The sequence below is a fragment of the Sphingobium sp. PNB genome (assembly GCF_019873065.1).
Classification (GTDB): domain Bacteria; phylum Pseudomonadota; class Alphaproteobacteria; order Sphingomonadales; family Sphingomonadaceae; genus Sphingobium; species Sphingobium fuliginis.
Genome location: NZ_JAINEZ010000062.1, coordinates 20541 through 32432, shown reverse-complemented (window position 1 = coordinate 32432; position 11892 = coordinate 20541). Strand labels below are relative to the sequence as shown.

Sequence of the window (11892 nt, the reverse complement as noted above, 5' to 3'; positions counted from 1 at the left end):
CTGGAGCCGTTCCTCGTCGCTCCAGCGCCGCCGCCGTTCCGGCCCGGTCATCACCGTGATCTGCCGCATCCACTGCTCCTAAGCGTGCTCTCGAGAGCGTTCTTAAGAGCAGGTCCCTACCTCACGACAAGGCGCGTCTCGCCGGATGGATACTTCGAACGCGCCTCGGCTTGCGCCCTAGCGTCTCCTGGTGGTGGCCGATGAGGCAGGGCGCTGAGGTCCCCGGCGCAAGCAATCTGCCTCGCAACCCGTTGGGGGTCGCCATGGCGGCTTTTGGAAGTGTGGGTGCGAGCGCGACGTCGTGCGCGCGGTTGGCGCAGACTAAAACACAATCTGTGCCGACCGGACGGCAGAGGGGTTTCGGGGGACCCAGAGGAGAGACGAGCAGTCGGCCGATGCTCGCCCCCTGGCAGGTCAGTCTGGCCATGCGCACGATGCGGTGTAATCTCAGCAACGCAATCTCGATCTCCGAAATCGCGTCTCTGTGCCGATTGTCGCTCTGCTATTTTGTGCGAGCTTTCACGAACACGGTTGGGATCGCACCCTATGCCTGGTTTGTTCAGCAGCGCATCGTGTGCGCAAAACGCCTCTTGGCCGATACCGCGCTACCCCTGGTGCAAGTCGCTCTCGAGTGCGGATTCTCCGACCAGGCCCACTTCACCAAAGCGTTTGCCAAGGCATCCGGCATAACGCCTGCAAAATGGCGCCGTCAGATTTGCGCGTGCTGAGCTTTCATAGCGCGGGCAAGGCTGATCTCTCAGTCCTTCCTTTCGCCTTCCGCTCCTCGAGAAGCCGCACGGCGATTGGCGAAGGCGAGCAGGGCAGGGTCATGCTCAGGCCGATTCCAGCGTGCAGAATCCCGCAGAACCACCACATCCTCAAGATGCGTGAGAAACGTGTAGACCTTGTTGACGATGTCGATCATCAAGGCCTTCATTTCTGCATCGGAGATCCGCGAAAGCTGGTTCCATGGGATGTCACCAAAGGGCGTAACCACCTTCACATCGCTAAAATCGCCGACCGCTGTTCCTGGGGTCGTGCCAGCATGGAGATCCTCCAGTTGAGAATTGCGCACACAATTCTCAACGAGGGCCAGCGCGAGCCGCCGCGCAGCGGCATCGGATATATCTTCAGCTGCCACAACTTTCTCCCGGATAGAAACCCTTTATGCCGTTTCGCTGGACATTGGCAGAGTGGGCGGCAATCGATAGACGCCTGCTATGCCGCTTCATGCTCACCATGATACGACGCGGAGAGGCGAATGCTGAAGGTTTGTGGAGACGATGAGGTCGTATGACGGCTTGACCGGCGATTCATCAATCGCCGGTCGTTAGGAATTCAGCCGTTCAGCTTATCCCTGATCGCCTTGGCTGGCGCGAAGGTGAGCTTTTTCGACGCGGCGATCTGGATGGTTGCGCCCGTAGCCGGATTGCGTCCCTCCCGCGCCGACGTGTCTTTGACCTTGAACTTGCCAAAGCCGTTGAGCGAGATTTCCTCGCCGTTCGAGGCGGATTCCGCGATTGCGGCAAAGACCGTATCAACCGCCTTGCGGGCATCAGCCTTTGTGACGTCGATCACCGCTGCCAGCTTTTCGGCCAAGTCGCTGTTGTTCATTCATTTCCTCCTGCAATGCTCGTCTGAATATGGGATAAAGGGCCTATAGCTCGGCGCGCAGTTCTTCCAACCTTTTCTGGCAAAGTTCGTTGACGATCGTGCCAAGCACCTCGACGCGCTCGGAGAGGTACGCGAATTCCTCCTCCGTCATCTTGAAATGCTCCGAATGCCTAGCCTTCACATAGGCATCTTTGAGCTTGTTGAAATACGCTTCCTGCTTGCGGCTCTCCCTTGGCCAGGCCTCGACGAGGCGCGCAGAAATCGTTTCAGCGCGCGTCCGAAGGAATTTGATATTGTGGCTATATGGGGTGTAGAAGGTGTATACGAGAAGAACGCAGTAATAGAGGCGTTCGCACGCCTGTTGAAGATTATAGGCTGCGTCGGGAAATTGCTTGTTGTCGTAGAAGAACTGAAAGCCCAACCGTGACGATATTGCGAGGCCGAACCACTGGTCGAAATAACCCTTCGCCATGTCATAGGCTTGCTGCGGGGTCTTGGGCTTGGGCTCGTGCAGTTCGCTGTTGTCGACTTGATACAGCGCAATGCCATCGCGCGCGATGTCCATAAAGAAATAGCGGCCATGAGCCAGCCCATCGTTCACTTCCTGCAGCGTGTGAACGATGAAATTGACCGGCGTGCGCAGGCGGTTGAGGATCATGGTTTCCCGGTCGAGGCGTTCTTCCGCTTTCTCCCAATATTCGGCTCTGTCCGTCAGCTCCTTCTGGTTGACGATGATGAGCAGGTCGAAATCCGATCGATAGCCCCTCTCGGTATGCGGCTCATGCACCCACCGTCCGGTCGCATAGGAGCCGTAGAGGATGATCTTGAGGATGCGGCCAAGCTTGCGCGGCCCAGTCGGCTGGCCAAGCGCGTCCTCGAACTCCTCAAAGAGGATCCGGATGACCCGATCGAGTTCGCGCCGCTTGTTTACCGGAAGATGGTCGAGTTCGGTTTTCATCGTCTCATCGTCATTCGGGTCATGTGAGAGGGAAGCGCGAAGGCTCGTCTTCCCACGGGTTGAAGATCACGGCGCCGCTGTGGCGAGTATCCTTGATGTTTCGCGTCACGAGGAAGAGGTCGTGCTCGATCGCGGTTGCCGCGAGCAGCGTATCGATCACCGGCGGGGACTGCCCCGTCCGCCGCTTCACCTCACCCGAAATTGCGCCCCAGCGATAGACGATGGCGTCGTGAACGGAGAGGAGCCGGTCGCTGAAGCGTTCAGCGAGGGCGTCGCGGGCCGCTATATAGCGCGAACGATCCGGATGTTCCGGCTCGAGATTGTGGATGCCTTTATCGAATTCCGCGAGCGCCAGGACGCTCAGGAACATCCGGTGCTCGGGTTGCGCTGTCGCCCATGCCTTGACGCTTGGCGCACCGTTCCGGCTGGCCAACGCAGATACGATATGCGTGTCCAGCAGCCAGCCTTTCACAAGGCGACGTCCCGCCCGCGGTCGATCTCGCGCTCAAGGTTGAGGCCGTCGAGTCCGAGGCCCTCGAGGAACGGAACGAACGCAGGCTTGCCCGCATCCCTGGGCAGAAGCCGGTCGAGTTCGTCCACGCTCATCACCACTACGGCCTCCCGGCCGCGGACCGTGACCCGCTGCGGTCCCTCGCTCTGGGCACGCCTGACGACTTCGCTGAAGCGGGCCTTGGCATCTTCGAGTTTCCACGTACTGCGGGGACCGGATTTCTCACCTTCCGTCTTGCCAACTGCCGTGCCCATTGATTATCTCCTGACTAGCTAGTCAGATATAGACTGCTCCAGCCGCTATCGCAAGACCAATCGCCCCTTCGCGAGCAAACGGCTGATATGACTAAGGGCAAGGCTCCGCCCGTGGACCTCCCATGTCAGCCAGGGAGCGTCGGTCTGCGGAGGTGTTCTATCGGCACATCCATCCACTATACTCCGGCGATGTCCACGAAGAACGATTCGTACCAAGGCTCGCTGTTCCGCGAAGGCGATTTGCCCTCACGCAGGCGCAACAACCTTGCCTCCCGATCCGATACTCAAGGCGATTTGTCTTCAGACCCGCCACCTGCCAGCTTTCACATTCGGGTCCGTCGCGGACCGGAACGTCATCCGCTTGCCCGATTATGGCGCATTCTGCTGCGCGGCCGCCCACATGACGAACCTTGATCCAGATAGTCGCAGGGTACCCGCTGACTAGGGAGCTATGCCCTGACGTGGCCACGACATTGAGCAAATATCTTGACATGGACCATTCAATAGTCCAAAAAATTTATGTAGCCGACGGCCAGTGGGAGTTCAACATGCGAGTCTCTGTGAGCGACGCCAAGGCGCAGCTGACCGAGTTGGTGCGGCGGGCCGAAGCGGGAGACGAGATTGTCCTGACGCGACATGGACAACCGGCAGTGAGGTTGGTCCCCGTCCGTCCGGCGAGCGATGGAACGGCGCGCCGCAAGCTCCTCGACGCCGCTCGGATAGCTGGAGCAGCGAAGGCAACCACCGGTCCTGACGCTGCGCATAGCCAGGATTTCCTCTATGGCGACGATGGTTTGCCCGCGTGATCGCGGTCGATACGTCTGCACTGATGGCGATCGTCCTTGATGAACCGCATGCGGCTACCTGTAGCGATGCGATCGAGGCTGCGGATGAATTGATCATCTCCGCCGGAACCGTGGCTGAAACTCTGATCGTCTCGGCCCGACGGAACGTCGCTGAGGAAATGGTGAGCCTAATCGACGGGCTTGGCTTCGAGATCGTGAGTGTGACCCCAGCCGCTGCGCACCGCGTTGCCTCGGCCTATTCCAAGTGGGGAAAGGGCGTTCATGCAGCCGGCCTCAACTTTGGCGACTGCTTCGCCTACGAAGTCGCCAGGGAGCATGGATGTCCTCTCCTCTTCGTAGGGGACGACTTCACCAAGACCGATGTTGAGAGCGCAATATAGTCGGCGAAAAGTCACGCTCCGCCCGAATCTCGCCTTTAGACGACTATGTAGACCGTGGAAATCTGGCCCGATCAGTGATATGGGGCAGTGGAAGGGATATTCCCGGTGGAAGCTGCCATCAACGATCAGGAGCCCCGTAGCGTCAGTGACCAGCCGAGACTGTCGGCCTGGATTTGGCGGCCATGGTACGCGAAGCTTTGGTGGACTTCCATTCCGATCTGGTGGCTGGGCATGGCGGCGGCGACACGAGTTTCCTCGCTCGAAGCCCTCTACGGTAGTGCGCTCGCCGGTTATCTGAATATCCTGTTCTTCCCGATGACGGCGCTCATGGTGCTGGGCGTCGGCTATGTTCGGGAGCGTCTCGACGGTTTTGTGCAGCCCGGCGACGGAACGCCACTGTCAGACGAAGAGGAAGAAGAGGCCCTCTACAGAAGGCGCGCTCTTGAAGAACATGATCGTTGGGCGAAAAGATGGCGCGCCGGGTTCGACCCAGCGGACCCGCGGTCTGGGCCTCTCTGGATCGGCAATCCCTTGAATCCGACTAACCCGGGGCACATCAATCCTCACACCGGGAAATTCAACGCTTCTTGAATGTGCTGTCGCCGTCACCCGGACTACCTTGGATATCGGTCGAGAAGCTCCCTTTCGCGAGAACAGAGTTTTGCTCGAGCGAGGTCAGCGGCCCGGTTATATCGAATGTGGCGCGCCCGTTGTCCGCATCCTGAAGGTAGCGATTGCGCATGCCTTCGCTCCCCAAGACACGATTCGATAGCTCACGGGAGAAGGTGGCTGCGGGATCGCTCGAGCGCGCTGCGGCACGCTCAGCGGCAGCAATCGACTCCCGCACATCATAATTGACGATGTCCAAACTTGATTGTGCGCTTTCGCTGGTGCTGCCTGTATCGTGGCTTTCAAAGCCTACCCTCGCACCGAAACGTCCCACCGTGGCGCGGTCTGTCTTCTCGACAGGCCCCGGTGGCGCCCGCCGGCCCCGGCCCGGAGTGCTGGCACGACCGCCAGTCGTTTCAGTATCGGAAACACTGATGTCCCGGCCCACGTCGACGCCAAGGTTGGTTCCCATCGTTGTCTGATCTTGGGCCAATCGTGACACGGACCGCTGCCACCCAGTCTGGGCCATGATCGCCTGCACATCACGCTGGAGCGTGTCGGCGACCTGCGGCTTCAGCCGCCATTCGCCCTTGCGGTCCATCTCGAACCCGCCGCGCAGCCAGTTGGAGAGCATGGCCTGGCCTTCAGCACCGCCGCCCATGAAATGCTCGATCGTATCCGATCCCGCCTGCTTGCCGGCTTCGAACCGCGTGCTGGTGTCGCTGCGCGCCGATTGGCTGAAATCCGTTCCGCTGGAGACGAGGAGATCGTTGTGCGCGAAGCTGAAGCGGGCGTGCCCGCCATTGGCGATCGCTCCCAGCTGGCTTTCGTTGATGAGCCCCGCTCTCCACATGGCCGCCGCCGTCTCAGGCGTGAGATTGAGGCCAAGGTCGCCATTCTGGTCCATCGCGATTTGTCGTTTGGTCAGCTGGATGCCGTTGTCGCCCAGAAGCCTTTGCATGCGGGTGAGCCGCTCCCGATCGACGATCGAGGTGAGCCGCTCGTTACGCGCGCGATCGGCCACGCCCTCGGCGCCGCCCTCGGCCATGTCGACCTGGTTGCCCGCGGTCCGGCTCAATGCCTGGATGAAGCTGTCGAGCCGCGCTGCCTCGCGCGTCGATACGCCGGCTGCCTCCGCGCCCTCGGCAAAGCCGAAATTTTCCGCCTGACGCCGCTGCTCGCCGATCCGCGCCGCGCCGCGCGTGCCTGCGGTTCCGACTTCCCGCTGCGCATCGAGCTTGCCGGAGCGCTCGGCAAAGTCGTACCCAGCCGCCTCGGCCGTCCGTCCGTAGACACTGGTGCCCTCGCGGCCCGCTTCGGCAGTGGCGCCATCAGCGGTTCCGACCTGCACCGCCATATTGTAGCGCTCAAGGGCCGCCATGACCTGCGCCTCGTTCCTTCCCGTCGCGCGCCCGAGCTGCGTAACGGCGGTGCTTCTCGCCTCGCCAGACAGCGCATTGATGAACCCGACCCGGCGCGCCGTCTCATCAACGGAGAGACCGAGCATCGAAGCCGCCTCTCGCTGGCCGTGATTGCTGCCGCTGCGCCAGCCCTGCTCGGTCGCGACATTGGTGCGCTCGACGCCCGCGACATTATCGCCCGCATAGTCGCGGCGTCCTTCCATCGCACCGACCTGGATCTGCGCCGACGTGAGGTCGTTCCTCAGCATCTGCTCCTGGTCGAAGGTGTTGGCGATCAGCTTGGCTAAAGTCGGATCGGCCTGGGCCTCTCCGATCACGCCCGAGGCTTTGAGCTCGGCATCGCTCGCCGAATAGCCGGCCCGCTCAAAATGGCGCGTGGCCGCCTGCATCATCATGCCGTAAGCTCGGCTGTCGCCGAACGCGCGCCATTGCACCAGGTTCTGGCTGAAGGCCGCGAACGTCCTCTCGCCGGCCTCACCCTGGCCGAAATAGCCCGTCCCGAGGCTCCTGAGCGCATCCTTCTCGGCAAATTGGTGGATCGCAGTGGTCGCGGCATTGGCCTGAACGGCGCGCGCAACTGCCGGGTCGGCGAGATCCCGGCCAGCCAACGCCGGCGCAAGGCTGCCAAGCTGACGAGAGCCCTCGATGCCGCCAAGCGCCATCGCCGTCCCGCCCGGGGTGCCGGGTCGCTGGCCAAGGATATGACCTGCCTCACCGAAGACGCGGTTGGCGCCGAAGGTCGATCGTTCCCCGAAATCGCCGAAGCTCGATGACGCAGCGGCGCGGGAGCGGGTGCCCAATGCCGAGGCCTGCGCTTCCAGCGCAGACGCTTGTCCCTCGGCCGTACCCATGGGCGCGGCGGCGGCCGTGCCTTGGCTCGCCACGCCGAGGGAGCCCGACGTGAACGAGGTGAACACATTGCCGCTGAAGCGGAACACGGTAAAGACGAACGCGCCGGCTAGGCCGGCCGCGGCCGTGCGAAAGCTGCCGAAGATCGCCAGCGCCTTCATCGCCGCCGAAGGCGCGAGCAGCCAGGCGTTGGCCGCAAGCGCGTTCGAGCGCAACTCCGCGAGCGTCGCCGTCGCGCGACCGAGCGTGAGCTGATAGATGCCCGCATCGATAACGCCCCAGAGCGCCACAAAGACGAACATGCCGAGCGCAAAGCTCGCGACCCGCAGATTGATCGGCGTCAGGATGAACAGGAGCGCGATCGGGATCATGAACAGCATGATGCCGAACACGGTGGCGCGGATCGTCGGCATCCATTCGTTCGCCACCGACATGGTCGCGAGGCCGTTGGAGATGACTGCCCGATTGGCCATGACTCTCGCCGCACTCGCCGGTGAATCCTCGAACAGCACGTCGCCCACCGTGTTGCCGAGCAGAATGTGCGTCAGGAAGGCCTGCGCACTCAGCGGCCGGCCGAGCATCATCTGGCCCATCTCTCCGACCTGTTGCCGGCATCGTGTCATCTGCTGGACATTGTCCGTGTCATAGCCGGTTCGCGCGCAAATTTGCTTCGTATAGCCGTCGAACAGGACCGGGTCGGACAGGCGATCCGAAATATACGTCCAGGCATCGCTGCAACTGACCGTCGTGCCGCCCTTGTCGGCTTCGGTATAGACCGTTGAGAAGGTAGCGGGACCTGCCATCGCCGCGAAGGAAGCCGGCAAGTCGGTTGAAGTCCGGAAGAGTTGGTCATCGTCCACGCCATAGGCAGCCGAAACCCGTGCCACCGGATAGCATTGCCGGACATAGTCTTTGATTGTCGCGTCCAGGAAGACGTCGGTCATTGGCCCGCGCGGCGAAACGGCGTTCAGGAACAAGTCGAAGCTGTGCCCGCCGGCCCCGAACTCGATCTTGGCATTGGGATCGAGCGTGTTGTCGTCTATCGTCTCAGCCATCGCGCGCTCGATCATGTTGGTCGCGCCGGCGACGAGCACGAGCAGGTTGGGAACGCCGCCGACCGGCTGATAGGCGTTGCGCACCCGGTCGTAGACATGGACCGTTCCCGTCGTGGCGACGAGTCCGACGAACAGGCCGACGCCGATGAGGATCTGGAAGCCGAAGGCGACCAGCCCCATGCCAGTCCCGCGCACGCTGGCGATGATCGCGCCGAGGCCGATCCCGACCGTCGCGACGATCATCACCAGCGTCTCGTAACGCGGATCGCCGAAGATCATCGACACCAGCCGGAAAGCCTCGACCGTCTCGGCAAAGCCGTCATAGGTGTGGAAGCTCGTGTCGACCGCCAGGGCGGGGGAAGCGAGGAACAGGGCGGGAAGGGCGGCAAGAAGCCTTGGAAGCCGGCGCATGACAGACGATCCTACTGGTTGCGGGCCGCGGCGCCGGCGGCGTCACGGGCGTCCCGATCGCGCTCGCGCAGGAGCCCGGCATAGTTGGCGGAGAGGTTGGTCTGGTTGAGGGCCGCCATATAGCTCTGGCGCATCTGCGCGCGTTGGCGCAGCACCTCGTCTCTCAAATCCCGTAGCTGCTCGATTCCCTTGGACAATATCCGCGTCTGGCAGACATTGGCGTTGTTGCTGTCGGCCGACCCCGCCACCGTGGCTCCTCGCTCTGCATTGGTCACCGTGAAGTCGATGGTGCGGGTGAGATCGTTGAGCATCTGGTAGGCGAGGGTGAGCGCGACCAGTTCGTCCGTGTCGGCGATCACCGAGTCGACGACGCCCTGGCGCACACCCCATTCGAGCATGCGATAGACGGGAAGCGTCCGGACATTGGCCACGAACTGCCGTTCCTCGGCCGCCAGCGCAGCGCGCGTGCGGATCTTGGTGGCGATCGACTGCATGCGCTCGCGCGCCAGGACGAGCGCACCGCGTCCGCTGCCGTCCTGCGCGCAGTCGGCGCCAGTGGGCGGGAAATTGAGCGTGCGGCGCTGGACGCCCCCCGTCAGGAAATCCTGCGCGCTTTCCGGGTCCTGCGCGGGGCATTGGGGGATGGCCGTGAAGAGCGGCACTCGGTCGCCATCGTCCCAGCGCATGTACACGTCGCCGACCCGGGCACGCATCACGCTCGCCCAGTCGCCGGCGCCGACCCGCTGCGCTGCGTGGGCGAGAAGCGAGCCGGTGCGGAAAATGTCCGTCAACTCTGCCGGGCAGTTGGCGAGCGCGTCCTTCAAATCCTCGGTGGGATTGTTGTTGTTGGCCTCGATCTTCTCGCGGCTCTGCTGGTAGCTCTTGGCGAACCCTTGCTTGACCGAGCGATAGCCGGTCATCTCCTCGATGATCCCAGACATATTGTCGTCGCCCTTGGCAATCTGCACCATGCGGTTGGCGAGCCGGCAATCGTTGACCTGGATCGAGTTCAGGAAATTGGTCGCCGCTTCCATCTTCGAGATGATGTTCCCCATCTTCTCGTCGAGCGTCTCGAGGAGATACTGGAACGCGACCGCGGGAGCTGCCTGGAGAATGCTTTCGAGCTTCTGGACGAGATAGTCCGGATCGAGGAACGACATACCGCCAAGGAACATGTCGATCCCGCCGCAGCCGGCGCGGACCTTGGGCAGGCTGACCGACATGAGATAGTCGTTGTGGACATCGACGCGGCCCGACATGCCACCGGCCGTGACGTAACCCCGCGTCTGGTCCTGGAAGCTGCCCGGCGACGTATAGGTCACATTGTCGAACCAGCTCTCGGCCCAGCTCTGCGCGTGAGCGGGAGCTGCGGCAACGATCGTCGCGAGGGCAAGGGCGATCAGCGAACGGACGATGGCGCGGTGGCAAGCGAACATGGCGGACTCCGGACGATTGGGGATGACGAAGGAAGGACCGAGGCCGCCATTGCTCAGCGCCTTCCTGCACGCTTCGCCGACAGCCCCACGATGCCGGTGAACTTGGACATGGCCCGGACGCCGACGTCGGGCCTCACCCCCGTCAGCATCTTCGCGGCCAGATAGAGATTGCGAGCCAGATTGGGCGAATGGTCGGTGCCGATCGCCACCGGCACGACACGCGCATCGTCCGCCATCGGCCGCACCCAGGCGACCGGATGCCCGACCCAGGGCAAACCGAGGCGTCCCGACCGGATCATCGCCTCCTGACTGCCGATGGTGCGTACCTGCCAACCATAGCGCGCGCCCAGCGCGGCCAGCTTTGTCCAGAGGTCGCCGCACGGTATGCAGCCGGGGCTTGTCGTCATCTCGATGATGAAGGCGGCGCCATGTCCGCGTAGCGTTGTCGTGAAGTCATCTGGAAAGTCACGCGTGACAGGAACGCGCGAGAGCCAGGCCTGCAGGGTCTTCGCATCGCCGACCGGGTGGATCGCCGCTCGCATCGCGTCCTCGCGGCTAACGGTCTGCGCGGATACCGAGCCCATGCCGATGACGAGGCCCGGGATGCCGAGGAGGATGAGACCGCGCATCATGGCCTCGGCTCGCTGGAGGTTTTCACGAGATCGCCGCCGAGCGCTCGCGGATCGGTCGCCGATACCGGGCCGTTGCCAAGCGCATCGAAGAAGCCCGCATCCTCCCCCGGACCGGTCATGAACTGTTCCGGCCGGATGTCGCCACGCAGCAGGCGGACCGCTTGATAAGCCATCTGCGCGAGGTTGGGATAAGCCTCGACGCCCGAGGCGATGATCATGCGCTGCTGACTTCCTCGGCGAATGACCATCGTCGTCGGTGTGATCTCGACTCCAAACCGCTCCCTCAGGTCGGGCCGCTTGTCCAGATCCATGGGCGTGACCTGCCAGCCCATCTCTTCCTGGAAGCGCTGGATGATCGGCCACTGGACACGGCAATAGCCGCAGGTCGAACGTGAGAACATGACGAGTGCGAACTCGCCGGCATGCGCGCGCAGATAGGACCGGCGAGTGGCGTCCTTCTCTGCGGTCAGCTCGGAGCGCGCGTCGCCCACCATCGGATTTGCGGACTTCGAGTTGAGTTCGGGATATTGCAGCATCGCGATCTGGGTGACGCCGGCGAACGCTCTTGCCTTGCGCCGCGCAAAATCCTGAAGCCGCCAGAAATCCGCGACGGCATCGACCGTCAGCACCGTTGCTGCATAGTCCCGCTGCTGCTCGATGAGCTTGCGAATCTTCGGCGGCGTCCAGGTGGCCAGCTCCGCCATGGGCGGGATGACCGGCTTCACCAGCACATCCGCTTCATCCGGCTTTTCGGGAGGCGCAGGCGGCGCCTGATACCACCAATAGCCCTGCTTGGACGCCACGGCAGTCGGGCTCGCCCCTTGCGCACTGACTGATTGGGGAACGGCGAAGAAGGCTGCCCCGGCCAAGCCCACGACGACAAGCCGATGACGAGGGAAGTACAAATGTATTGACATTGTCGTGGCAAATCGCCAAATGCCGGCAAGGAGTTTAGC

13 protein-coding genes are annotated in these 11892 nt (G+C 62.7%); 4 read left to right on the top strand and 9 right to left on the bottom strand.

Annotation, left to right across the window (positions count from 1 at the left end):
* The first annotated feature begins 395 nt into the window (after nt 1-395).
* Complete coding sequence (locus tag K7W03_RS18755) at nt 396-728, top strand: helix-turn-helix domain-containing protein (RefSeq protein WP_043152295.1); 333 nt, start codon at nt 396-398, stop codon at nt 726-728.
* A 29-nt stretch (nt 729-757) separates the two neighbouring features.
* On the opposite strand, the gene K7W03_RS18750 is transcribed toward K7W03_RS18755, so the two are convergent.
* The 5 genes from K7W03_RS18750 to K7W03_RS18730 form a co-directional block, all read right to left on the bottom strand.
* A complete protein-coding gene (locus tag K7W03_RS18750) occupies nt 758-1141 on the bottom strand; it encodes a hypothetical protein (protein WP_222887037.1) in 384 nt (127 codons plus the stop codon).
* A 197-nt stretch (nt 1142-1338) separates the two neighbouring features.
* A complete protein-coding gene (locus K7W03_RS18745; protein ID WP_222887036.1) occupies nt 1339-1614 on the bottom strand; it encodes an HU family DNA-binding protein in 276 nt (91 codons plus the stop codon).
* A gap of 43 nt (nt 1615-1657) precedes the next feature.
* Nucleotides 1658-2572, bottom strand: coding sequence for a HEPN domain-containing protein (locus K7W03_RS18740; protein WP_222887035.1), 915 nt, complete (start codon nt 2570-2572; stop codon nt 1658-1660).
* A 19-nt stretch (nt 2573-2591) separates the two neighbouring features.
* Entirely contained in the window at nt 2592-3044 is a 453-nt protein-coding gene (locus tag K7W03_RS18735) for a type II toxin-antitoxin system VapC family toxin (RefSeq protein ID WP_222887034.1), read from the bottom strand.
* Entirely contained in the window at nt 3041-3337 is a 297-nt protein-coding gene (locus tag K7W03_RS18730; protein WP_169575441.1) for a type II toxin-antitoxin system Phd/YefM family antitoxin, read from the bottom strand. Before K7W03_RS18730 ends, K7W03_RS18735 begins: the two co-directional genes overlap by 4 nt.
* Nucleotides 3338-3798: 461 nt before the next feature.
* Here K7W03_RS18730 and K7W03_RS18725 point away from each other — a divergent pair, with 461 nt between their 5' ends.
* The 3 genes from K7W03_RS18725 (at nt 3799) to K7W03_RS18715 (ending at nt 5114) form a co-directional block, all read left to right on the top strand.
* Nucleotides 3799-4143, top strand: a complete 345-nt coding sequence (locus K7W03_RS18725; protein WP_319024326.1) for a type II toxin-antitoxin system prevent-host-death family antitoxin — start codon at nt 3799-3801, stop codon at nt 4141-4143.
* A complete protein-coding gene (locus tag K7W03_RS18720) occupies nt 4140-4523 on the top strand; it encodes a type II toxin-antitoxin system VapC family toxin (RefSeq protein ID WP_169575440.1) in 384 nt (127 codons plus the stop codon). Before K7W03_RS18725 ends, K7W03_RS18720 begins: the two co-directional genes overlap by 4 nt.
* 105 nt (nt 4524-4628) lie before the next feature.
* Nucleotides 4629-5114, top strand: coding sequence for a hypothetical protein (locus tag K7W03_RS18715; protein WP_222887033.1), 486 nt, complete (start codon nt 4629-4631; stop codon nt 5112-5114).
* On the opposite strand, the gene K7W03_RS18710 is transcribed toward K7W03_RS18715, so the two are convergent.
* Genes K7W03_RS18710 through K7W03_RS18695 form a run of 4 tightly spaced genes read right to left on the bottom strand, consistent with a single transcriptional unit; the run spans nt 5101 to nt 11853 of the window.
* Entirely contained in the window at nt 5101-8868 is a 3768-nt protein-coding gene (locus K7W03_RS18710; RefSeq protein WP_222887032.1) for a conjugal transfer protein TraG N-terminal domain-containing protein, read from the bottom strand. The genes K7W03_RS18715 and K7W03_RS18710 overlap by 14 nt on opposite strands.
* Before the next feature lie 11 nt (nt 8869-8879).
* Complete coding sequence (locus tag K7W03_RS18705) at nt 8880-10304, bottom strand: conjugal transfer protein TraH (RefSeq protein ID WP_222887031.1); 1425 nt, start codon at nt 10302-10304, stop codon at nt 8880-8882.
* Nucleotides 10305-10357: 53 nt separating this feature from the next.
* The gene (locus K7W03_RS18700) at nt 10358-10933 is read right to left on the bottom strand and encodes a hypothetical protein (protein WP_222887040.1); all 576 of its coding nucleotides are present in this window, start codon (nt 10931-10933) and stop codon (nt 10358-10360) included.
* On the bottom strand, nt 10933-11853 hold the full coding sequence (locus K7W03_RS18695) for a conjugal transfer protein TraF (RefSeq protein ID WP_148564769.1): 921 nt from the start codon (nt 11851-11853) through the stop codon (nt 10933-10935). Before K7W03_RS18695 ends, K7W03_RS18700 begins: the two co-directional genes overlap by 1 nt.
* Nucleotides 11854-11892: the final 39 nt, after the last annotated feature.

Excerpts from the sequence above, each read along its gene's own strand:
- K7W03_RS18755 (WP_043152295.1), top strand. The coding sequence starts at position 396 with ATGCTCGCCCCCTGGCAGGTCAGTCTGGCCATGCGCACGATGCGGTGT.
- K7W03_RS18745 (WP_222887036.1), bottom strand. The coding sequence starts at position 1,614 with ATGAACAACAGCGACTTGGCCGAAAAGCTGGCAGCGGTGATCGACGTC.
- K7W03_RS18740 (WP_222887035.1), bottom strand. The coding sequence starts at position 2,572 with ATGAAAACCGAACTCGACCATCTTCCGGTAAACAAGCGGCGCGAACTC.
- K7W03_RS18730 (WP_169575441.1), bottom strand. The coding sequence starts at position 3,337 with ATGGGCACGGCAGTTGGCAAGACGGAAGGTGAGAAATCCGGTCCCCGC.
- K7W03_RS18710 (WP_222887032.1), bottom strand. The coding sequence starts at position 8,868 with ATGCGCCGGCTTCCAAGGCTTCTTGCCGCCCTTCCCGCCCTGTTCCTC.
- K7W03_RS18705 (WP_222887031.1), bottom strand. The coding sequence starts at position 10,304 with ATGTTCGCTTGCCACCGCGCCATCGTCCGTTCGCTGATCGCCCTTGCC.
- K7W03_RS18700 (WP_222887040.1), bottom strand. The coding sequence starts at position 10,933 with ATGCGCGGTCTCATCCTCCTCGGCATCCCGGGCCTCGTCATCGGCATG.
- K7W03_RS18695 (WP_148564769.1), bottom strand. The coding sequence starts at position 11,853 with ATGTCAATACATTTGTACTTCCCTCGTCATCGGCTTGTCGTCGTGGGC.